21 protein-coding genes and 1 riboswitch are annotated in these 20,702 nt (G+C 68.5%); of the genes, 8 read left to right on the top strand and 13 right to left on the bottom strand.

What is annotated here, in order from left to right:
* Positions 1–24: 24 nt before the first annotated feature.
* The 6 genes from B7L05_RS09785 to pgmG all read right to left on the bottom strand — a co-directional run bounded on the left by B7L05_RS09785 (position 25) and on the right by pgmG (position 6,403).
* Positions 25–1,131 (bottom strand): S-(hydroxymethyl)glutathione dehydrogenase/class III alcohol dehydrogenase, encoded by a 1,107-nt coding sequence (locus B7L05_RS09785; RefSeq protein WP_085810068.1) that lies wholly within the window; start codon positions 1,129–1,131, stop codon positions 25–27.
* A gap of 21 nt (positions 1,132–1,152) precedes the next feature.
* Positions 1,153–2,178, bottom strand: a complete 1,026-nt coding sequence (locus B7L05_RS09780; RefSeq protein ID WP_085810067.1) for a sensor histidine kinase — start codon at positions 2,176–2,178, stop codon at positions 1,153–1,155.
* The gene (locus B7L05_RS09775; protein WP_085810066.1) at positions 2,178–2,621 is read right to left on the bottom strand and encodes a response regulator; all 444 of its coding nucleotides are present in this window, start codon (positions 2,619–2,621) and stop codon (positions 2,178–2,180) included. The genes B7L05_RS09780 and B7L05_RS09775 overlap by 1 nt, the downstream gene beginning before the upstream one ends.
* On the bottom strand, positions 2,618–4,129 hold the full coding sequence (locus B7L05_RS09770) for an ATP-binding protein (protein WP_085810065.1): 1,512 nt from the start codon (positions 4,127–4,129) through the stop codon (positions 2,618–2,620). Before B7L05_RS09770 ends, B7L05_RS09775 begins: the two co-directional genes overlap by 4 nt.
* An 81-nt stretch (positions 4,130–4,210) precedes the next feature.
* The gene (locus B7L05_RS09765; RefSeq protein WP_085810064.1) at positions 4,211–4,969 is read right to left on the bottom strand and encodes an exonuclease domain-containing protein; all 759 of its coding nucleotides are present in this window, start codon (positions 4,967–4,969) and stop codon (positions 4,211–4,213) included.
* Positions 4,970–5,026: 57 nt separating this feature from the next.
* Positions 5,027–6,403 carry a phosphoglucomutase/phosphomannomutase PgmG gene (pgmG, locus tag B7L05_RS09760; RefSeq protein WP_085810063.1) on the bottom strand — a complete coding sequence of 459 codons (1,377 nt, stop codon included), beginning with the start codon at positions 6,401–6,403 and terminating at the stop codon, positions 5,027–5,029.
* Positions 6,404–6,533: 130 nt separating this feature from the next.
* Here pgmG and B7L05_RS09755 point away from each other — a divergent pair, with 130 nt between their 5' ends.
* Positions 6,534–7,097 carry a hypothetical protein gene (locus tag B7L05_RS09755; RefSeq protein WP_085810062.1) on the top strand — a complete coding sequence of 188 codons (564 nt, stop codon included), beginning with the start codon at positions 6,534–6,536 and terminating at the stop codon, positions 7,095–7,097.
* Here the strand turns inward: B7L05_RS09755 and B7L05_RS09750 are convergent.
* Positions 7,094–7,381: a hypothetical protein gene (locus B7L05_RS09750; RefSeq protein ID WP_085810061.1), complete on the bottom strand. Its 288-nt coding sequence runs from the start codon at positions 7,379–7,381 to the stop codon at positions 7,094–7,096. The two genes, B7L05_RS09755 and B7L05_RS09750, sit on opposite strands and share 4 nt — an antisense overlap.
* Positions 7,378–8,160 carry a division plane positioning ATPase MipZ gene (locus B7L05_RS09745; RefSeq protein WP_085810060.1) on the bottom strand — a complete coding sequence of 261 codons (783 nt, stop codon included), beginning with the start codon at positions 8,158–8,160 and terminating at the stop codon, positions 7,378–7,380. Before B7L05_RS09745 ends, B7L05_RS09750 begins: the two co-directional genes overlap by 4 nt.
* An 81-nt stretch (positions 8,161–8,241) precedes the next feature.
* On the opposite strand from B7L05_RS09745, the gene panC reads away from it, so the two are divergent.
* Positions 8,242–9,093: a pantoate--beta-alanine ligase gene (panC, locus tag B7L05_RS09740; protein WP_085810059.1), complete on the top strand. Its 852-nt coding sequence runs from the start codon at positions 8,242–8,244 to the stop codon at positions 9,091–9,093.
* A 61-nt stretch (positions 9,094–9,154) separates the two neighbouring features.
* On the top strand, positions 9,155–9,451 hold the full coding sequence (locus B7L05_RS09735; protein ID WP_085810058.1) for a hypothetical protein: 297 nt from the start codon (positions 9,155–9,157) through the stop codon (positions 9,449–9,451).
* A gap of 31 nt (positions 9,452–9,482) precedes the next feature.
* On the opposite strand, the gene topA is transcribed toward B7L05_RS09735, so the two are convergent.
* The 4 genes from topA to plsY form a co-directional block, all read right to left on the bottom strand.
* A complete protein-coding gene (topA, locus tag B7L05_RS09730) occupies positions 9,483–12,080 on the bottom strand; it encodes a type I DNA topoisomerase (protein WP_085810106.1) in 2,598 nt (865 codons plus the stop codon).
* Between the two features lie 90 nt (positions 12,081–12,170).
* Complete coding sequence (locus B7L05_RS09725; RefSeq protein WP_085810057.1) at positions 12,171–12,524, bottom strand: hypothetical protein; 354 nt, start codon at positions 12,522–12,524, stop codon at positions 12,171–12,173.
* A complete protein-coding gene (gene dprA / locus B7L05_RS09720) occupies positions 12,521–13,618 on the bottom strand; it encodes a DNA-processing protein DprA (protein ID WP_179187178.1) in 1,098 nt (365 codons plus the stop codon). Before dprA ends, B7L05_RS09725 begins: the two co-directional genes overlap by 4 nt.
* Positions 13,611–14,195 (bottom strand): glycerol-3-phosphate 1-O-acyltransferase PlsY, encoded by a 585-nt coding sequence (plsY, locus tag B7L05_RS09715; protein ID WP_085810105.1) that lies wholly within the window; start codon positions 14,193–14,195, stop codon positions 13,611–13,613. Before plsY ends, dprA begins: the two co-directional genes overlap by 8 nt.
* Positions 14,196–14,337: 142 nt before the next feature.
* Here plsY and murI point away from each other — a divergent pair, with 142 nt between their 5' ends.
* From murI to B7L05_RS09700, 3 genes are all read left to right on the top strand, one after another.
* A complete protein-coding gene (gene murI / locus B7L05_RS09710) occupies positions 14,338–15,126 on the top strand; it encodes a glutamate racemase (protein WP_085810056.1) in 789 nt (262 codons plus the stop codon).
* Between the two features lie 152 nt (positions 15,127–15,278).
* On the top strand, positions 15,279–16,523 hold the full coding sequence (gene hemA / locus B7L05_RS09705; RefSeq protein WP_085810055.1) for a 5-aminolevulinate synthase: 1,245 nt from the start codon (positions 15,279–15,281) through the stop codon (positions 16,521–16,523).
* 185 nt (positions 16,524–16,708) lie between these two features.
* Positions 16,709–17,578 carry a 3-hydroxybutyryl-CoA dehydrogenase gene (locus B7L05_RS09700; protein WP_085810054.1) on the top strand — a complete coding sequence of 290 codons (870 nt, stop codon included), beginning with the start codon at positions 16,709–16,711 and terminating at the stop codon, positions 17,576–17,578.
* Here the strand turns inward: B7L05_RS09700 and B7L05_RS09695 are convergent.
* On the bottom strand, positions 17,545–18,309 hold the full coding sequence (locus B7L05_RS09695; protein ID WP_256926679.1) for an ABC transporter substrate-binding protein: 765 nt from the start codon (positions 18,307–18,309) through the stop codon (positions 17,545–17,547). The genes B7L05_RS09700 and B7L05_RS09695 overlap by 34 nt on opposite strands.
* A gap of 182 nt (positions 18,310–18,491) precedes the next feature.
* Between B7L05_RS09695 and B7L05_RS09690 the strand changes: the two genes are divergently transcribed.
* Both B7L05_RS09690 and B7L05_RS09685 read left to right on the top strand, forming a co-directional pair.
* The gene (locus tag B7L05_RS09690; RefSeq protein WP_085810052.1) at positions 18,492–19,484 is read left to right on the top strand and encodes an iron ABC transporter permease; all 993 of its coding nucleotides are present in this window, start codon (positions 18,492–18,494) and stop codon (positions 19,482–19,484) included.
* Positions 19,478–20,245 carry an ABC transporter ATP-binding protein gene (locus B7L05_RS09685; protein WP_085810051.1) on the top strand — a complete coding sequence of 256 codons (768 nt, stop codon included), beginning with the start codon at positions 19,478–19,480 and terminating at the stop codon, positions 20,243–20,245. The genes B7L05_RS09690 and B7L05_RS09685 overlap by 7 nt, the downstream gene beginning before the upstream one ends.
* A gap of 47 nt (positions 20,246–20,292) precedes the next feature.
* Positions 20,293–20,514, top strand: a riboswitch (cobalamin riboswitch).
* Positions 20,515–20,702 lie beyond the last annotated feature (188 nt).

Here is a 20,702-nt window from a genome sequence, read left to right as displayed (position 1 = left end):
CGGATCTTTGCCGGCACGCGCAAGTCAGTAAACCACCACGCTCCTGATGCTCTCGCCGGCGTGCATCAGATCGAACCCCTTGTTGATCTCGTCGAGGCTCAACCGGTGCGTGATCATCGGGTCGATCTCGATCAGCCCGTTCATGTACCAGTCGACGATCTTGGGCACGTCGGTCCGGCCGCGCGCGCCGCCGAACGCCGTCCCCTTCCACACCCGTCCGGTGACGAGCTGGAAGGGCCGCGTCGCGATCTCCTTGCCGGCTTCGGCGACGCCGATGACGATCGATTCGCCCCAGCCGCGGTGCGCGCTCTCGAGCGCCTGCCGCATCACCACCGTGTTGCCCGTACAGTCGAACGTATAGTCGCCGCCGCCGTCGGTCATCGCGACGAGATGCTGCACGACGTCGCCGACCGTCTTCCCGTTGACGAAGTCGGTCATCCCGAAGCGCCGGCCCCATTCCTCGCGATCGGGATTTATATCCACACCGATGATGCGCGCGGCGCCGGCGAATTTCGCGCCCTGGATCACGTTGAGCCCGATCCCGCCGAGCCCGAAGACGATCACCGTCGCCCCCGGCTCGACCTTGGCGGTGTTGACCACCGCGCCCACCCCCGTCGTCACGCCGCAGCCGATGTAGCAGCTGGTATCGAAGGGCGCGTCAGGCCGGATCTTCGCCACGGCGATTTCGGGCAGGACGGTGAAGTTCGAGAAGGTGGAACAGCCCATATAGTGAAAGATCGGCTGCCCCTTGTAGCTGAAGCGGCTCGTGCCGTCCGGCATCAGCCCCTTGCCCTGCGTCGCGCGGATCGCGGTGCACAGGTTGGTCTTCTGGCTGAGGCACGACTTACACTGGCGGCATTCCGGCGTGTACAGCGGGATCACATGATCGTCGGGAGCGACGCTCGTCACCCCCGGCCCCACCGCGCGTACGATGCCGCACCCCTCGTGACCGAGCACGCTCGGAAACAGCCCCTCGCTGTCGAGCCCGTCGAGCGTATAGGCATCGGTGTGGCAGATGCCCGTCGCCATGATTTCGACCAGCACCTCGCCCGCCTTTGGTCCTTCGAGGTCGAGCTCGACGATTTCCAGCGGCTTCTTGGCTTCGAACGCGACGGCGGCGCGGGTCTTCATGGCAATTCCCTCAAGGCAAGATCAGGCTAGTGCCGCGCGCAGCGTGGCGCGCGTGCCGCGGTGGGCGGGGTCGTACTCGATGCTCGTCTGCAGGCTCTGCGCCATGGCGCGGATCAGCTTGGTGCCGACGCCGGTCCCCCCAGGCGCCACCGCGCCGCTCAGCCCGACGCCATCGTCCTCGACGGCGAGCAGGAAGACGGCGTCGCCGTCGCGATGCAGCGCGATGCGGATCTCGCCACTACCCGCGGGATAGGCGTATTTGCAGGCATTGCTGACGAGTTCGGTGACGATGACGCCGAGTGATACCGCGCGATCGGTCGGCAACTGGATCGGATCGGCGACGAGCCGCAGCAGGCGCGGCCGCTCCACACTCGACCACGTCTCGGCGAGCTCATCGACCAGTGCGCCGAGATATTCGCGCATGTCGACCTGCTCGACGTCGCCGCCGGTGTACAGCCGGCGATGCACCTGCGCGATCGCGCTGATGCGGTGCTGGGTATCCTCAAGCGCGGCGCGCGCGGCGGGATCGCTCAGCGCGCCGGCCTGCAACCGCACCATCGCCGAGACGAGCTGCAGCGAGTTGGCGACACGGTGATTGACCTCGGCGAGCAGCGCCTCGAGCCGCGCGTTGGAGACACGCAGCTCCTCTTCCGCGGCGAGCTTCTGCCGCTCGAGCTGCGCGCGCGCCGCGACCCCCCGGAACGACGCATCGAGCAGGTCGAAGAAATCGTCGCCGACCGATTTGACGACATATTCCGACGCGCCGGCACGCAGCGCCGCCACTGCGACGCGCTGCTCCTCCGATCCGGTAACGTAGACGACGCTCGGCGGATCGGGCAGCGCGCGCAGCCGCGCGAGCGTCTCGAGCCCGTCGATGCCCGGCATGTAATGATCGACCGCGACGAGCGCGAACTTCTGCTCGGCCGCTATCCTGACGCCCGCCTCACCGCCGTCGGCGGTCGTCACGTTCCACCCGCGCCGCGCGAGCGCACGCGAGGCGAGCCGGCGAATCCCCTCGTCGTCGTCGATGTAGAGGATGCGGTCCATCACTCCTCGATGTCGGGGACCTGGATCACCGACAGGAATAGTCCGAGCTGGCGGATCGCCTGCGCGAAGCTCTCGTAGTTCACCGGTTTGGTGATGTAGACGTTGGCGCCCAGATCATAGCAGCGCTGGATCTCGCGGCTGTCGTCGGTGGTGGTCAGAACGACGACCGGGGTGCGCTTCACCGGGCCGTCGGACTGCTTGATTCGGGCGAGGATGTCGGTGCCGCTCATGTCAGGCAGGTTGAGATCGAGCAGCACGAGCGCGGGGCCGTTCAGCGCCGGGCCGTCGGGCGCGTTGAACAGATAGTCGAGCGCGGTCGTGCCATCCAGGAAATGCTTAATGTCGTTGAGGATGCCTGCGCGCCGGATGTTCTTCTCGATCAGCCGGGCGTGGCCCTCGTCGTCCTCGATCATCACAATGCTGACGGATTGATGCGCGTTCATGGCTTTTCCTGCAAATTCAACGTCGATGGCAGCGATAGGCGGAAGGTCGCGCCCTCGCCAAGCGCGGATCGCAGCGTGATCGTGCCGCCGAGGCGATAGGTCAGCGCGCGGACGTGCGCGAGCCCGATCCCCTCGCCCGGCTGATCCTGCACGCCCGACCGGCGGAAGAGATCGAACACCCGCTCGTGATCGCGCGGGTCGATGCCGCGGCCGTTGTCGGTCACCGACAGCCACACGCGGTCGCCCGCCTGCGCACCGCTCACGCGGATCGCGACCGGGCGCTTGGGATCGCGATATTTCACCGCATTCTCGATCAGGTTCGACAGCACCTGCTCGATCGCGACGCGGTCGCTGACGAGATGCGGCAGCGTACCATCGACGGTGATCGTGCCATCGGTCTCGTCGAGCCGGTGCGCCATCGAATCTCGGATCGACGACACCATCTGTTCCAGATCGAGCGGCTCGGGCGCGAGTACCCGGCGCCCCTGCCGCGACAGCGCCAGGATCGCGTTGATCAGCCGATCCATCTTCTGCGTCGACGTGCGGATGAAACCGATCGCCTCGGGCAAGTCCTCGCGCGCGGCGAGCTTCGCGTCCTCGGTGAGGATCGCCGGCGCCTCCGCCTCGGCCTCATCGACCAGCGCGCGCAGCGTCGCGCTCGACGCCTCGAGCTCGGCAGTGAAGCCCATCACGTTGACGAGCGGCGAGCGCAGATCGTGGCTGACGATATAGGCGAATCGCTGAATTTCGTCGTTGGCGCGCGTCAGATCCGCCGTCCGATCGACGACGATCGCCTCGAGACTCTCGTTTAGCTGCCGCAACTGCTCGCGCGACTGGGTGACGTCCTGCGTGAAGCGCAGCACGACGAGCAGCGAGGCGAGCGCGACGACGAGCAGCAGAACGCCCGCGACGATCAATACGGTGTAGAACAGCGCGATGCTGCGCTGCTGCTCGGCGTCGCGCACTGCAAGCAGTCGGCGTTCCTCGCGCGACATCGCGTTGAACGTCCCGCGGATCTCACGCAGGCGCGCGGCGCTCAGCTCCGCCCGGAACTCTGTGATCGCCTGCGCGACGCGGCCCTCGCCGATCAACAGGATCGATCGCTCACGCAGCGCCGCAAGCGCTGCCATCCGCGCTTCGAGCAGGCGCAGGTTGCCGATCTGACGCGGATTGTCATACGTCAGCCGGCGCAGTTTCTGCGCCGCGCGCGGCAGCTCCGCCGCCGCTTCACGATAGGCCGTAAGGAATCCCGCGGTTTGCGGCGCCAGAAGATAGCCGCGGCGCGTTGTCTCGCCCTGTTCGATCAGCCGGCGAATGTCGGCAATCGCCAGCTCGACCTGATAGGTATGCGCCACTGCACGGCTGTGCTGGGCGAGCTGCCCCGTCACCCATGCCGCCGCGATCCCGGCGGCGAGCAGCGCGACGAACCCCGCCGCCATGAACGCGACAAGAACCCGGCCGATGCGGCCTTCAGTAACGGTTAGTCGTTGCCCGCGTTCGCCAGCCATGGCGGTCGCGTCTAGGCGACCGATCGGGGGAAGGCCAGCATTGTGCCGACAACCTGGGTCGGTCGCCGCCGCGAAATCACATCAGAGCAGCAGATCCTGTGCCGTCATCCGCCCAACGTGGCCGCCGCCGCGCCGCCGCGCCATCTCAGTCTCAGCGGTAAAGCGGACGTCGGGATCGCGATCGGTCAGGAATTTGACGAGGCTCTCCTCCTCGATCTCGGTCCAGGGCTTGCCGCGATCGGCGCCGAACCGCACGCGCGGCAGCAGTGCCGGGATGTTCGACCATTCGATCAGCTGCGCCACGCTCGCCTCGTTGAGCATGTCGCGCAAATGATGCGCGGTAACATAGGCATCGGGAAAGGCGCGATGCGCCGGTAGGCCGCGTTCGTGATCGAGGCCGTGCGGCTTGCGCCAGTACCGCAGCACCTGGTTCGAGAAGCTAGGGCTGTCGGGCCACAGGCGCAGCGCACACTTCCACGTACAGATCCAGTCGGCGCCGTGCGTCATCGCGGGCGTGCAGAATTGCTGCTCGAAATCGGCCCGGTGCGCGGCCAGCGCGACGCGCCGCGGATAGGGATCAAGCACTGCGCGCGCGACGTCGTGCCACCATGGCGCATCGGCGACGTCCTCGTCGCGGATGTGGTGGATCGCCTGCGTGATCGGCGGCATCGCGCGCCCCGGATTGACCAGCCGGTTGCCGCCCTCGCCGTACAATTCCCAGCGTCCGTCGGTGCCGAGCGCCACGTCCTGCCACCCGATCTCGCATACGCCGTGCGCCGGGGGGGCGTTCCCCGTCGTCTCGAGGTCGATCACGCGGATGATGCTGGGTTGCTGACGCATGGCCGCTATGTGGGGATCGCAACGCACGCTGTCATCGGTCGCGTGGTCAGGAGGTAGCTAGGACGCGGGGCGCGTGCGCTCCACCCCGCTCGCCAGCAACTGCGCATCGATCGCCGCAACGAGCCGGTCGAGCGCCGCCGCGTCGCGCGCCTCGGCCCGCGCGGTCAGCATCGCCTGCGTATTGGACGCGCGCAACAGCCACCATCCGTCTCGCGTCGTGACCCGCGCCCCGTCGGTGCGATCGACGGTAGCACCCTCGGCTGCGAGCCGCGTGAGGACTTCGTCGACGACCGCGTCCGCCCGCGCGGGATCGACGGCGAAGCGCAATTCGGGCGTCGCCACCACAGCGGGCATGGCGTCGCGCAATTCGGCGAGGCTGCGCCCGCTATCCCCGATCGCGCGGATCAGCGCGATCGCGGCGAACAGCGCATCGTCGTGGCCGCCGAGTTCGGCGAAGAACAGATGTCCGCTCATCTCGCCCGCGATCGGCGCGCCGACCTCGTGCATCATCGTCTTGATGTTGCTGTGGCCGCTCTTCCACATCACCGGCCTTCCGCCCAACTCCGCGATGCGCTCGAACAGCGTCGCACTCGCCTTCACGTCGGCGACGATCGCCGCGCCGGGATGCGCGCGCAGCGCCGGCTCGGCGAGGATCGCGAGCAACTGGTCACCGGCGACGATCCGCCCCTGCGCGTCGATCGCGCCGATCCGGTCGCCATCTCCGTCGAAGGCGACGCCGAGATCGAGTTTCCGCGCTGCGACGAGCCGGCGCAGGTCGGCGAGGTTCGCCGCCTCGGTCGGATCGGGATGGTGGTTGGGAAAGCTGCCGTCGACGGCGGTGAACAGCAGATGGTGCTCGCCCGGCAGCAGCCGCACCAGCCGCTCGATCGCCGGCCCGGCCGCGCCGTTACCGGCATCCCAGCCGATACGAAGCGACGGGACCGCGGCACCGGACACGAGCGAGGCGACGTAGCCGTCGAGGACGTCGACTTCCCCAACCGAACCTGCCCCATGTTCGACGTCGCCCGACGCGGAGAGCTGCGCCAGCGCCTTGATGTCCGCACCGAAGAACGGCCGGTGGCGCAGCACCATCTTGAACCCGTTATCGTCCGCGGGATTGTGGCTGCCGGTCACCTGGATGCCGGCATCGACGTCGAGCAGGCGTTCGGCATGGTAAAGCATCGGCGACGGCCCGAGCCCGATCCGCACCACGTCGACACCCGCGGTACGCAGCCCGGCCACCAGTTCCGCCTCGAGCGCCGGCGAGGACACGCGCCCGTCACGCCCGACCACCACGCGCGCACCCCCCTGTCGCCGCACGATCGTGCCGAACGCAAGGCCGAGTGCGTGCGCATCGTCGGGTGAAAGATTGCGACCGACGGTGCCGCGAATGTCGTACTCACGCAGGATCGAGGGATCGAAGAGGTGCCGCATCGGGCATGCTTAGGGCGCCGATTGGATGCCGTCATCCCCGCCGTCCCGACCTTCGCCGTGCGGTACGTCCGCGCGCCGGGCAGTCGAGACGGCGCTTGATCCCCGGCAGCGTCGCGGGGACACTGTCGGCGTGGATGCCTTCTCCTATCTCTCCGTGCTGCTGTCGATCATTCTCGGACTGGCGATCACGCAGGTGCTGCAGGGCGTGCGCGGCCTGCTCCTCTCGCGACGCCACGTGCGGCTCTACCCACCGGTGCTGCTATGGGCGGGGACGATCCTGCTGATGGCGGTGCAGATGTGGTGGGCGAGCTTCGGTCTCGCGGATCACGCCGAGTGGACCTTCGCCGAATTTGGCATCGTGCTGGTTCAGACGGTTCTGCTCTACATGCTCGCCGCGCTCGTCCTGCCCGATTTCGCGCTCCACGAGCCGGCCGACTTGCGGGAGCATTACTATCGCGAGACGCGACCATTCTTCGCCATCCTCGTCGCGATGCTGCTCGTCAGCGGGTTCAAGGATCTTATCATCGACGGCTATATGCCGTCGGGTGTCAACCTGTTGTTCCACGCCGCCTTCGCTGCGATCGCACTGGCCTGTTCGATCAGTCGTCGTGCCCGGCTGCACGAGATCAGCGCCGTCGCCATCGCCGCCATGGTCGTCGTCTACATCGCACTGCTGTTCGCGCGGCTCGGCTAGCCCCGGCGCAGCAGCAGATCGCGCGCGGCGTTGAGCGCGCGGGCGCGTTCGGGCGATCCGCCACGATCGGGGTGCGCCTCGCTCATCAGCCGGCGGTGCGCATCGCGTATCCCGCGCTCGTCGGCAGAGGCATCGAGCCCGAGCAGGCGGCGCGCGGCGATCGCGTCAGCCGGATCGATGGTGGGGACGGGTCGCGTCGCTCGCTTGCCGCTGCCGAGCGCGTCCTTCCACAGCTTCCACCCGGCGTAAGCGACGAGCATCGCGATCAGCAGCTTCCAGATCATGCGACTTGCGGCACCGCCGGCTCGGGCAGCGCGAGCCCGGCCATCATCTCGCGCAGCTCCTGGCGCGCGGCGACATGGCCCAGCCCCATCGCACCGAATTCCTTGGCATCGAGCATCGTCATGCCCGACGGGAACAGCTCGCGATAGATCACGCGCTCGCCAAGCCCAGGGATGATGCGGAAGCCGACACGCTTGGCGAGCTGGTCGAGCGCTTCGGATACGCGGCGCATGTTGCGCGCCTCGATATGCTGCAGGCGGTTGCGCAGCACGACCCAGTCGATCGTCGAGCCGTCCGCCTTCGCCCGTGCCTTGCGCGCATCCCAGATCAGTTCCGAATAGAAGCTCGGCCGGGTCACCTTGAAGGTTTCGGGATGAACCTGGCCGATCAGGTCGAAATCGACGAAACTGTCGTTCATCGGCGTCACTAGCGTGTCCGCGCGCACCGCCGCCATCCGCGCATAGGGATCGTCGCGCCCCGGCGTGTCGATCACCAGGAAGTCGCTACCCTCGACCATGGCCTCGAACGCCGGCTCGAAATCGTCGTGCGCCGTACGATGGCGCGGAATGACGAGCGGCGCGCCGGTGCGGCGTACCGTTTCGGCACGGTTGTCGAGGTACCGACCCATCGTGCGCTGGCGATGATCGAGGTCGAGGCAGGCGACGCGCGCACCGCGCACCGCCAGCGCAATCGCGACATGCACGGCCGTCGTCGACTTGCCCGTCCCGCCCTTTTCGTTGGCGAAGACGATGACGTGAGTATTGTCGGAACCACTCGGCAAGTCGTCGCATCCCTTGTTGATCGCGCGGATACTCCCCCATAGATGCCCGTTGATCCCGTTACGAGTGGAGTTTCGACGCGCGTGCAGACTGTCCGTGACCTGAACGACCTGCGCGCTGCCGTTGCCGCCTTTCGCGCCGATGGTGCGCGCGTCGCGCTGGTGCCGACGATGGGCGCGCTTCACGCCGGGCACATCGCGCTGATCGATGCGGCGAAGCGGGCTGGGACGCGCGTCGTCGCGTCGATCTTCGTCAATCCAAAGCAGTTCGGCCCCAACGAGGATCTGGCGCGCTATCCACGGCGCGAGGCGGCCGACGCGCGCCTGCTGGTCGACGCGGGATGCGACCTGTTGTGGCTGCCGCCGGTGGAGGTCATGTACCCGGACGGTTTCGCGACCAATGTGTCCGTGTCCGGCGTGACCGAGGGGCTCGATGGCGCGGCGCGGCCCGGGCATTTCGATGGCGTGGCGACCGTCGTCGCGAAGCTGTTCAATCAGGTGACGCCCGACGCCGCCTACTTCGGCAAGAAGGATTTCCAGCAGCTCGCCGTCGTCCGCCGGATGGTCAGCGATCTCGATTTCGCGATCGAGATCGTGGGCGTGCCGACGCAGCGCGACGACGACGGCCTCGCGCTGTCGTCGCGCAACATATACCTCGACGAGGAACAGCGTTTGAAGGCAGTGACGCTGCCGCGTGCGCTGGGTGTCGCAGGGCGCGCGATTGCCCGCGGCGATGATCCGGCGGCGGCGCTGGCCGAAGCGCAGGCGAGCCTCGTCGCCGCGGGCTTCGTCGTTGATTATGTCGCACTGGTCGACGCGGCGACGCTGGCAGAGCCCGCGCACGCCGATCGCCCGCGCCGCCTGCTTGCCGCCGCGCGCATGGGACAGACCCGGCTGATCGACAATATCGCCGTCGACCCCACGTTAACCCGTTAACCATTTATAGAGACGAATCGCGCCAAGGTCAGCCCATGGGGACCTGAACTGGGGCAATGACATGGGCAACAGCCTGAAAAGCGCACGATTTCTGATCGAGACACGACTGGCCGACGCGATGCGCGGCGACGATCGCGCCTGCTACGACCTGGGCGTCGCATATTCGACCGGCACCGGCGGCGCCGATTACGATCTCATCCAGGCGCACAAGTGGTTCAATCTCGCGGCGGTCGCCGGCAACGAAGAGGCGCAGGTCGCCCGCGCCGAGATCGCCGACGACATGACCGCGCGCGAGATCGCCACTGCGCAGCGCGCCGCACGCGACTGGATCGCCGCGAGCCAGCGCCGCGCGGCCTGACGCTTCCACGGCCGCGCCCAGCCGGCGCGAATTACGCCGCGGCGCTCTTCTTCGCGGCCGCCTTCTTCGGCGCAGCTTTCTTGGATGCCGCCTTCTTGGCCGGCGCATCCTTGCTTGCCGCCGCTTCCTTCTTGGCAGCAGGCTTTTTCGCCGGGGCTTTCTTCTTCGGCTTGCCCTTTGACGGCATCGCGGCGCGTGCGTCGATCAGCTGCGCGGCTTCCTCGAGCGTCAGCGCGTCGGGGGCGATCGTCTTGGGCAGCGTCGCATTCGTCTCACCATCGGTGACATAGGGGCCGTAGCGCCCTTCCATCAGCTTGATCTCCGCTTCGGTCCGCGGATGCTTGCCGAGCACCTTGAGCGGCTCGCGTGATCCGCGCTGCGGCCGCCCGCCGCCCGCCGCCGCCTCGGCGAGCTTGACCACCGCGGCATTCATGCCGGTTTCGAACACCTCCATCGTCGCGCCGAGCCGCGCATATTTGCCGTCGTGCTGGAGATACGGGCCGTAGCGGCCGATCGAGGCAACGATGTCCTTGCCCGTTTCGGGGTGCTGGCCGATCGTCCGCGGCAGGCTCAGCAGCTTGAGCGCCATTTCGAGGTCGAGTTCCCCGATATCCTTAGGGATCGAGGCGCGCTTTGCCTCCTTGCCCTCGCCGAGCTGGATATACGGGCCGAACCGCCCGGACTTGCGCTCGACCGGCAGGCCGGTGACCGGATCGTGGCCGAGCTGCTCGGGCTCGCCGCTGTCGCCGCCCTCGGCGCCCGCCTGCGCGAAACGGCGGGTGTATTTGCACTCGGGATAGTTGGAGCAGGCGATGAACGCGCCGAAGCGGCCGCCGCGCAGCGCGAGCCGCCCGTCGCCACAATTGGGGCACAGCCGCGCGTCGCCGCCGTCCGCCTTCTGCGGGAAGAGATAGTCCTCGAGAAACGCGTCGAGCTGCTCGGTGACCTCGCTCGGCTTGAACTCCATCACCTCCGCGGTGCGCGGCTTGAAATCGCGCCAGAAGCTCTCGAGCACCGCCTGCCACTCCGCGCGCCCGCCCGACACGTCGTCGAGTTCCTCCTCGAGCTCGGCAGTGTAATCATAGCCAACGTAGCGTTCGAAGAAGCGCTCGAGGAACGCCGTCACGAGCCGCCCGCTCTCCTCGGCGAAGAAGCGGTTCTTCTCGACGCGCACATAGGCGCGGTCCTTCAGCGTCTTGATGATCGAGGCGTAGGTCGAAGGCCGGCCGATGCCGAGCTCCTCCATCCGCTTGACCAGCGAGGCCTCGGAGAAGCGCGGCGGCGGCTGGGTGAAATGCTGCTCGGCGTCGACCGATTTCTTGGCCGGCGAATCACCGTCACGCATCCGCGGCAGGCGCTTCGCGTCCTCGTCGGCGCTGTCGTCCTGCCCCTCTTCATAGAGCGCGAGATAGCCGGCAAAGAGCACGACTTGGCCGGTCGCGCGAAGTACGTTGCGGCCGGTGCCGTCCGCCATGTCGACGGTGGTGCGCTCCATCCGCGCCGACGCCATCTGGCTGGCGAGCGCACGCTTCCAGACGAGATCGTAGAGGCGGGCATGGTCGCCTGAGCCAACGCGATCGCGGCCGAAATCAGTCGGGCGGATCGCCTCGTGCGCTTCCTGCGCGTTCTTCGCCTTGGTCTGATATTGCCGCGGCTTGTCGGGCACGTAGCTCGCGTCATAGCGGTTGGCGATCGCGCCGCGCGCGGCATCGATCGCGCTGCCGTCCATCTGCACGCCGTCGGTCCGCATGTACGTGATCGCGCCGTCCTCGTAGAGCTGCTGCGCGATCCGCATCGTGTGATCGGCGGAGAAACCGAGCTTGCGCGCCGCCTCCTGCTGCAGCGTCGAGGTGGTGAAGGGCGGCGGCGGATTACGCGTCGCCGGCTTCGTCTCGACGCGCTCGACCGCGAAGCGCCCGGCCTCGACCGCAGCCTTGGCCTTCAGCGCATCGCCTTCGTTGCCGATCGACAGGCGATCGAGCTTGGTGCCGTCCCATTGCACGAGGCGCGCGGTGAAGGGCGTGCCGTCCTGCTCCATGGCGGCAGTGACTGACCAATATTCCTGCGCGCGAAACGCCTCGATCTCGCGCTCGCGGTCGACGATCAGGCGAAGCGCGACCGATTGGACGCGGCCGGCGGACTTAGCACCGGGCAGCTTGCGCCACAGCACGGGCGAGAGCGTGAAGCCGACGAGATAGTCGAGCGCGCGGCGGGCACGGTACGCGTCGATCAGGTCGGTATCGAGCTCGCGCGGATTCGCCATCGCGGTCGTCACCGCCGCCTTGGTGATGGCGTTGAAGGTGACGCGCTGGACGTCCTTGGGCAGCGCCTTTCGCTTCGCCAGCACTTCCTGGACGTGCCAGCTGATCGCCTCGCCCTCGCGATCGGGGTCGGTCGCGAGAATCAGCCGGTCGGCGCCCTTCGCCAGATCGGCGATCGCCTTCAGCTGCTTCGCCTTGTCGGCGTAATTCTCCCATTCCATCGCGAAGCCGGCGTCGGGGTCGACCGAGCCGTCCTTGGGCGGCAGATCGCGGACATGGCCGTAGCTCGCGAGAACGCGATAATCGGAGCCGAGGTATTTTTCGATGGTCTTCGCCTTGGCGGGCGATTCGACGATGACGAGTTGCATTGGCGCCTTGCTAAAGATCTTCACACGTACGCGCGAGGGTGACGGCGGCGGCGGCGCATCGTCAAGCAGCCCTCGCGCTGCGATCGGCGCTCAGCTTCTGGGCGTCGCCCGCCACGCTAGAAGAAAGCCGAGCCCGAGCAACAGGTCGAGCCCGCCGAACAGAACGACCGCGAGCGGCGCCACACCCTTGGCATAAAGCACGAACGCCGGCACGCCGAACGCCAGCTTCTCGGCAACGCCCGCCAGCATCAGCGCGCGGTAGCGGACGGGATCGCTAGCGATGATCCAGAAAACGATCTGGAACGCGCTCGCCGTGCCGATGAAACCGTATGCGACGAGCTCGGCTCCCGCAGGCTGCGGCAGCAGATATTGCGGCAGCAGCGCAAGAAGGCCGTAGATCGCCGCGACGCGAAACCACAGCGACACCCAGCGCGGCGCGGTCACGCGACGATGCTCGCGCGGCCGCCGGCATGCCGCTCGAGCCGACCGGCGAGTTCGAGCTCCAGCAGCACCATCTGGACGACGGCGGGCGCGATGCCCGACTGGCGGATCAGCTCGTCCACCGCGACCGGCACCGGCCCCAGCAGGTCGGCAATGCTGCGCCGTGCGGCATCATCGGCATCGGCGGGCGGCTGTGGCTCGAAGGTCCACACGGGGGAACGGACGAGGCGCGGATCGAACGGACGGATCTGCTCCAGCACGTCGGCCGCATTCTGCACCAGCGTCGCGCCCTCGCGGATCAGCAGATTGCATCCCTGCGCGCGCGGATCGAGCGGACTGCCGGGCACCGCCATCACCTCGCGCCCGGCCTCGTTCGCAAGCCGTGCCGTGATGAGCGAGCCCGATTTGGGTGCGGCCTCGACCACCACCGTGCCGTGCGCAAGCCCGGCGATGATGCGGTTGCGATAGGGAAAGTGCCGGGCGCGCGGCTCGGTGCCCGGTGGCATCTCGGCGAGCAGCAGCGCGTCGGTCGCGATCCGCTCCTGAAGCGCGGCGTTCTCCGGCGGGTAGGCGATGTCGATCCCGCCGGCGATGACTGCGATCGTCGCGGCGCCCGCCCCCATATGCGCCGCGGTATCGATCCCGCGCGCCAGCCCCGACACGACGATCGCGCCCTCCGCGGCGAGATCGTGCGCCAAACCGCGCGCGAAGCGGCATGCGGCGGCGGAGGCGTTGCGCGCGCCGACGATCGCGACGATTCGCGCATCGGCCGCAGGCAACGCGCCGCGCATGGTGATTACCGGCGGTGCATCGTCGAGTTCGGCGAGCAGCCGCGGATAATCGGGCGAATCGATGAACAGGTGGCGTCCGCCGAGCGCGGCGATTCGCTCCACCTCGTGCGCGACCGTGCGGAGATCGGGCGGGTCGCCGCTGCGGCCGCCACCGCGCCGTGCGAGATCGGGCAGCGCACGGAGTGCGGCGGCCGCCGTGCCGAAGCGGCGGATCAGCTGGCGATAGGTGACCGGCCCGACACCGGGCGTGCGGATCAGCCGCAGACGATCCGCCGCATCGGGCAGCGCCGGATCGGCGTCAGCCACTCTTCCTGCCGATCCTGGGCTCCGCGCCCTCGATCAGTCGCCCGATATTTTCGCGATGCTTCCAGATGACGATCAGCGCGAGCGCGAGCAGCAAGGGGACGAAATCAAACTGGCTAAACACCGCCGCGGCCAGCGGCGCGCTGCCCGCCGCGGCCATCCCGGCGACCGACGATATGCGGAGCAGTGCGAGCAGGCCGAGCCAGACGATCGCATAGACGAGCCCGATCGGCCAGTAGAGCGCGAGCACGATCCCCATCAGCGTCGCGACGCCCTTGCCGCCGCGAAATGCCAGCCAGACGGGATAGCAGTGACCGACGAAGGCGCCCGCCGCCGCCAGCTGCTCGTTGCCCGGCAGCAGCGCCGCCACGAGCGCCACCGCGGCCCAGCCCTTGACCATGTCGAGCAGCAGCGTCGCCGCCGCGAGCCCCTTGCGCCCCGTGCGCAACACGTTCGTCGCGCCGATGTTGCCCGAGCCGATCTGTCGAAGGTCACCCGCTCCGCCGAACCGCGTCAGCAGAACGCCGAAGGGAATCGAGCCCAGCAGATAGCCGAGCAGCAGCGCCGCGGCCGGCGGCATCCAGACGATCCCGGTTTCCAGGTGCAATCCCTCCGTTGATCGTGACGATAGCCGAACGACCGGCGCGGCGCTACTCACCTGCATCAAGCGTACGGAAGCGTGCGCGCTTCCCCGCTGCGTCGCAGCGCGGTACGCGGCAGCGATGAGCGACGCGCGGCCGATCCTGTTTTTCGATTCGGGGGTTGGAGGGTTGTCGATCGTCGACCCTGCGCGCGCGGCGCTGCCCGACGCACCGTTCGTCTACGTCGCCGACTCGGCCGGTTTCCCCTATGGCATCAGGGACGAGGCGGAGATCGCCGCGCGCGTGCCGGCGCTGCTCGGCCGGCTGGCCGAGCGCTACGCGCCGCGGTTGATCGTGATCGCCTGCAACACCGCATCGACGATCGCGCTCGCCGCCGTGCGCAGCGCGCTCGACGTGCCGATCGTCGGCACCGTGCCTGCGATCAAGCCCGCCGCTGCGCGCAGCCGGACGCGGACGATCGCGGTGCTCGGCACCGCTGCGACGGTGCGTCAGCGCTACGTCGACGATCTCGCCGCGCGCTTCGCCGCCGACTGCCGCGTCATCCGCCACGGCAGCGCGGCGCTGGTGACGTTGGCGGAAGCCAAGCTCGCCGGCGAGGTGGTAGATCCGGATGCCATACGCGCCGCGATCCGGCCGATGTTGGAGGCGGACTGTGGTGATCCCATCGACGCGGTCGTGCTTGCCTGCACGCACTTCCCGCTGCTGCGCGACGAGTTGCAGCGCGCGATCGCGCGGCCGATCGACTTCGTCGACGGCGGAGACGGTATCGCCCGCCGCATCGCCTTTCTCACGCAAGGACAGTCGTTCACTCGAGAGCGGCCCGACCGCGCAGTATTCACCGGCGCGATCAGTGAGGGGCTCGAGGCCGCATTTTCAAATCGCGGGTTCGCGACGGTCGAGCAGCTCTGATTTCGCTACTGGGATAAGGCGCGTTAACTTTGCCATCATGGGTCGGCGTCTGTTGCACCGACTCCACTCCCCATCCCTGAACGACGCCGCAGATCACCGCGATCGCTGGAATCCGCTGGAAACTGCGGCTTCAGGCGCGTAAGTCGCGCTCCATGTCTATCGACGCTCTCGCCGGGAAGCCGGTCGATTACACGCGCGCCTTCTCGCAGGCGATCGATCGCCTGCACGCCGAGGGCCGCTATCGCGTGTTCATCGATATCCTGCGCAACAAAGGCGCTTATCCCAGCGCGCGCTGCTTCGCTGGCCATAACGGGCCGAAGCCGATCACCGTCTGGTGCTCGAACGATTACCTCGCGATGGGGCAGCACCCCAAGGTGATCGCGGCGATGGAAGAGGCGCTGCACGATGTCGGCGCCGGCTCGGGCGGCACGCGCAACATCGGTGGCAACACGCACTATCACGTCGATCTGGAGGCCGAGCTCGCCGACCTGCATGGCAAGGAAGGCGCGCTGCTGTTCACGAGCGGCTATGTCTCGAACGAGGCGACGCTGGCGACGCTCGCCAAGGTGCTGCCCGGCTGCATCATCTACTCGGACGAGCTCAACCACGCGTCGATGATCGCCGGCATCCGCAATGCGGGCTGCGAGAAGCGCGTGTTCCGCCACAACGATCTCGCGCATCTCGAGGAGTTGCTCGCCGCCGACGATCCCGCCCTGCCCAAGATGATCGCGTTCGAGAGCGTCTATTCGATGGAGGGTGACGTCGCCCCGATCGCGGCGATCTGCGACCTTGCCGACAAGTACAATGCGCTGACCTACCTCGACGAGGTTCACGCCGTCGGCATGTACGGCGCACGCGGCGGCGGCATTTCGGAACGTGACGACGTCGCGCACCGGCTGACGATCATCGAAGGCACGCTGGGCAAGGCGTTCGGCGTGATGGGCGGCTATATCGCCGCGGACCGGACGATCATCGACGTCATCCGCTCCTACGCGCCGGGCTTCATCTTCACCACGTCGCTTTCGCCCGTGCTCGTCGCCGGCGTGCTGGCGAGCGTGCGACACCTCAAGGCATCGTCGGTCGAGCGCGAGGGGCAGCAGGCCGCCGCAGCGCGGCTGAAGGCGATGATGACCGAGGCGGGGCTGCCGGTGATGATCGGCGATACGCACATCGTGCCGGTGATGGTCGGCGATCCGGTTAAGGCGAAGAAGATCAGCGACGTGCTGCTCGCCGAATACGGCATCTACGTCCAGCCGATCAATTACCCGACCGTCCCGCGCGGTACCGAGCGGCTGCGCTTCACGCCCGGCCCGGCACACAGCGAAGCAATGATGCAGGAATTGACCGACGCGCTGACCGAGATCTGGGATCGACTGGAGCTGCGCAAGGCGGCTTGATCCGCCTTTCCTTGCATACTGCCCCACCACTCCCTTCGTCCTGAGGATAGGCTGAGCTAGCGAAGCCTCGTCTCGAAGGACCTGTGTCTTGAACCTAGCTTCGAGACAACACTTCGCCATCGACTCAGCACCTCCTCAGCACGAACGGGTGAGGAGCGGAACCAACTTACGTGAGGATTGACATCATGCAGGCAGTCGGCGTCGTCGGGGCGGGCCAGATGGGCGCGGGGATCGCGCAGGTTTCGGCACAGGCCGGCTATCGCGTGCTGCTGACCGATGTCGACAAGGCGCGTGCCGAGGCGGGCAAGGCCGGGATCGCGCGGCTGCTCGACCGCGCGGTCGACAAGGGCAAGCTCGAGCCGCAGGCGCGCGACCAGACGCTCGCGCGGATCGAGCCGATCGAGGGCGTCGAGGGCATGTCGTCGTGCGGCCTCGTGATCGAGGCCGCGACCGAGCGCGAGGAGGTGAAGCGCACGATCTTCGCGCGCGTCGGCACCGTGCTCGGCCATCAAGCGGTGCTCGCGTCGAACACCTCGTCGATCCCGATCACCCGGCTCGCGCAGGCGGCGCCTGATCCGGCGCGCTTCATCGGCGTCCACTTCTTCAATCCCGTCCCCGTGATGGGGCTGATCGAGGTGATCCGCGGCCTCGCGACGTCGGACGAGACCGTGGCGACGATCGAGACCTATGCCGCGGCGCTCGGCAAGCAGGTGGTCCGCGCCAACGACGCGCCGGGCTTCATCGTCAACCGCGTGCTGATGCCGATGATCAACGAGGCGTGTTTCGCGCTTGGCGAGGGCGTCGCCACGATCCGCGACATCGATCTGGCGTGCCAATTGGGGCTCAACCATCCGATGGGGCCGCTGACGCTGGCCGATTTCATCGGGCTCGACACCTGCCTCGAGATCACGCGCGTGCTGTTCGAGACGACGGGCGATCCGAAGTTCCGCCCGGCACCGCTGCTCGTGAAGTACGTTGAGGCCGGCTGGTACGGCCGCAAGACTAAGCGCGGCTTCTACGACTATTTGGGTGCGGAGCCGGTGCCGACGCGCTGAGGGGCGCGGCGTAGCTGCGCGGTCAGCGACTGCGCGGCGCGGACATAGGCCGGTCCGCCACACACCGTCCATGCCTCGGGCACGCGCAGCCGCGTGATCGGCGCGATCAGCGGGTGGCGGAGCATCGCCGCGCCGCGATCGGTCGCGACGTCGGTCGCCGTCTCGACGATCAGATAGTCGGGCCGCGCCAGCGCGATCCGCTCGAGCCCGATCCGCGCGAGCGGGGGCGTGCCGAGCCGCGTCGCGAGGTTGGTGAGGCCGACGCGCCGCATCAGATCGTCGACCAGCGTCCCTGTGCCCGTCAGATAGCCGCGACGCTGATAGTAAGCCGCGACGCGGCCCTTCCCCGTATCGTCAGGCAGCGCCGCCAGATCGTGGCGCATCCGCGCGATCAGTGCTTCGCCACGCGCCGGCTGGCCGATCGCGGCCGCGATCTGGCGGACCTGCGCGACGATCTCCTGCGCGGTATCCGCCGTATCGAGCTCGATCAACCGCGTCCGGCCGCGCGTCAAACGGTCGAGCGCGGCGCGACGGAAACCCGGTGCGGCGATGATGAGATCAGGCCGCAGCGCGAGGATGTCCTCGGCCGTCCCGGCGGACACGGGCCAGGACGCTGCCTGAACGGCGACGGCGGACATGTTCGGGTCACGCGACAGGCGCGTCAGCGCCGCCACCTGCGATCGATCGGCCAGCGCGACCAGATACTGATCGGCGCACATGTTGAGCGACACGATGCGCTGTGGCCGAAAGGGCGGACTTTGGGAGGGCTTTGGGCGGGCTTGGGGTGCGCGAACGGGGGCTGCGCCGAGGCTCAGCGCAGCAAGCAGGAGGGCGAGCACGTGGCGCATGCATCGCCTTTGCCTCAGCCCGCGCGCATCGGCTAGGGAGCGGGCGAACTGCCCGGGGTCGCCGCTTGCCATCCACCCGTCGCTGGCTCTGGCCGGCGCTGATCCTTTTGCTGGTGATCGCGGCGACGGCCTCGGTCGGGATCGGCAGCGCCGCGATCCCGCTGCCGCGCGTGCTGCGTGCGCTGGCGGGCGGCGGCGATCCGGTCGAGCGTGCGATCCTGATCGAGCTGCGGCTGCCGCGCACGCTGCTGGCGCTGCTCGTCGGCGCGATGCTCGGCATCGCCGGGGCGGCGCTGCAAGGCTATCTGCGCAACCCGCTTGCCGAGCCGTTGGTGCTCGGCGCGTCGAACGGCGCCGCATTGGGCGCGGTCGTTGCGCTCTATTTCGGGCTGGCGGCGTGGCACGAAGCGATGGTGCCGCTGCTCGCGATCGGGGGGGCGCTCGCAAGCTTGGCGCTGCTGTTCGTGCTGGCAGGGCGTGCGGAGAGCGCGCTGACGCTGATCCTCGCAGGGATCGCAGTCGGCACGCTGGCGGGCGCGGGGATCAGTCTCGCGCTCAACCTGTCGCCCAATCCGTTCGCGGCGATGGAGATCGCGACATGGCTGCTCGGCAGCCTCGAGGACCGGTCGTTCCACCACGTCGCGCTCGCGCTGCCGTGCATCGCGGCGGGAATCGTGCTGCTCGCGTGGGACGGCCGCGCGCTCGACGCGCTGACGCTGGGTGAGGATAGTGCGGCGACCTTGGGGATCGACCTCGCGCGGGTGCGGATCCGCATGCTGCTGGGCGTCGCGCTGGGTGTCGGCGGCGCGGTGGCGGTGTCTGGCGCGATCGGCTTCGTCGGGTTGATCGTGCCGCATCTCGTACGCCCGTGGACCGACCGCAGCCCGTCGGCGGTATTGTGGCCGAGTGCGGCGGGCGGCGCCGCGCTGCTGTGTCTCGCCGACGTCGCGGTGCGCGTGATCCCGAGCAGCAACGAATTGCGGCTCGGCGTCGTCACCGCGTTCCTCGGCGTCCCCGTGTTCCTCGTCCACCTGATGCGCGAGCGACGGCTGTGGTGACGGTGACGCTGGATGGCGTCGGTGTGCGGCTTGCCGGGCGGCAAGTGGTAGAGGACGTTTCGTTCACCGCGGACGGCGCGGCGTTCGTCGGCGTGCTCGGCCCCAATGGCGCGGGCAAATCGTCGCTGATCCGCGCGCTGCTCGGCCTGCTGCCGGCAAGCGGGCGGATCGCGATCGACGGCCAGCCGGTCGCCAACATTGCCGCGGCGACGCGTGGCCGGCGGCTCGCCTATCTGCCGCAGGGCCAGGCGCTGCACTGGCCGATCAGCATCGCGCGGCTCGTCGCCCTCGGCCGCCTGCCGCACCTCGCCCCCTTCTCGCGGCTCGGCGACGACGATCGCGCCGCGATCGCGCGCGCGATGGACGTCGCCGAGGTAACGTCACTCGCACATCGCGTCGCGACCGAACTATCGGGCGGCGAGCGCGCGCGCGTGATGCTCGCCCGCGCGCTTGCGGTGGAAGCGCCGGTGCTGATCGCCGACGAGCCGCTCGCCAGCCTCGATCCCGCACACCAGCTGCACGGCATGGAGATATTGCAGGCGCAGGTGCGCGCCGGCGTGCTGGTGATCGCGGTGCTGCACGATCTGGGTTTCGCCGCGCGCTTCTGCGACCGCGTGCTGGTGATGAAGGCTGGCCGTCTGGTCGCGGACGGGGCGCCGGGCGCGGTGCTGACGCCGCCGCTGCTCGCCGACGTCTACGGCATCAGCGCGCTGTTTCACGACGGCCAGCCGATCGCGCCGCTGGCGCGCACCGGCGCGTGACTTGCCTTTCTTCGCATCTGCGGTAGAGGCGCCGGCGGCCCGGTGATCCGGGCCACGTTCGCGCTGGTGCCCCGAGAGGGGCCATCGAGGGAATGCGGTGCGGGAGGGATCCTCCCCAAGCCGCGGCTGTCCCTGCAACTGTAAGCGGCGAGCGCGGCGCACAGGCGCCCGGCACTGTTGCCGGGAGCAGCCACTGGGGAAACCTGGGAAGGCGTGCGGCGCGCGACGACCCGCGAGCCAGGAAACCTGCCGGCGCGGGTCGCTCGATGCTCGGGTCCAGGGGATGGTCGGGGCACGGAACATCCGTTCGAGCGACGACGGTGCGCGGCGGGGCGACCTGCCGATCACCGACAGCCGCGCGGCTTCGGGGCCGCACGTGGCGCGTCGAGCGGGCACCGCGTCCGTCATCTCCGCGCGTCACCGGTCCGTCGCGCATGCGGCGGACGGCCCCGCCGCG

This window comes from Sphingomonas sp. TZW2008, from assembly GCF_002117915.1.
Taxonomy (GTDB): Bacteria; Pseudomonadota; Alphaproteobacteria; order Sphingomonadales; family Sphingomonadaceae; genus Sphingomonas.
The sequence above is the reverse complement of the archived record's forward strand: the minus strand, read 5'-3'. Positions and strand labels throughout refer to the sequence as shown.

Excerpts from the sequence above, each read along its gene's own strand:
- B7L05_RS09770 (WP_085810065.1), bottom strand. The coding sequence starts at position 4,129 with ATGGCTGGCGAACGCGGGCAACGACTAACCGTTACTGAAGGCCGCATC.
- B7L05_RS09700 (WP_085810054.1), top strand. The coding sequence starts at position 16,709 with ATGCAGGCAGTCGGCGTCGTCGGGGCGGGCCAGATGGGCGCGGGGATC.
- plsY (WP_085810105.1), bottom strand. The coding sequence starts at position 14,195 with ATGCCGCCGGCCGCGGCGCTGCTGCTCGGCTATCTGCTGGGCTCGATT.
- pgmG (WP_085810063.1), bottom strand. The coding sequence starts at position 6,403 with ATGCGGCACCTCTTCGATCCCTCGATCCTGCGTGAGTACGACATTCGC.
- B7L05_RS09765 (WP_085810064.1), bottom strand. The coding sequence starts at position 4,969 with ATGCGTCAGCAACCCAGCATCATCCGCGTGATCGACCTCGAGACGACG.
- hemA (WP_085810055.1), top strand. The coding sequence starts at position 15,279 with ATGTCTATCGACGCTCTCGCCGGGAAGCCGGTCGATTACACGCGCGCC.
- B7L05_RS09780 (WP_085810067.1), bottom strand. The coding sequence starts at position 2,178 with ATGGACCGCATCCTCTACATCGACGACGACGAGGGGATTCGCCGGCTC.
- B7L05_RS09775 (WP_085810066.1), bottom strand. The coding sequence starts at position 2,621 with ATGAACGCGCATCAATCCGTCAGCATTGTGATGATCGAGGACGACGAG.
- murI (WP_085810056.1), top strand. The coding sequence starts at position 14,338 with ATGAGCGACGCGCGGCCGATCCTGTTTTTCGATTCGGGGGTTGGAGGG.
- B7L05_RS09750 (WP_085810061.1), bottom strand. The coding sequence starts at position 7,381 with ATGATCTGGAAGCTGCTGATCGCGATGCTCGTCGCTTACGCCGGGTGG.
- B7L05_RS09735 (WP_085810058.1), top strand. The coding sequence starts at position 9,155 with ATGGGCAACAGCCTGAAAAGCGCACGATTTCTGATCGAGACACGACTG.
- B7L05_RS09785 (WP_085810068.1), bottom strand. The coding sequence starts at position 1,131 with ATGAAGACCCGCGCCGCCGTCGCGTTCGAAGCCAAGAAGCCGCTGGAA.
- topA (WP_085810106.1), bottom strand. The coding sequence starts at position 12,080 with ATGCAACTCGTCATCGTCGAATCGCCCGCCAAGGCGAAGACCATCGAA.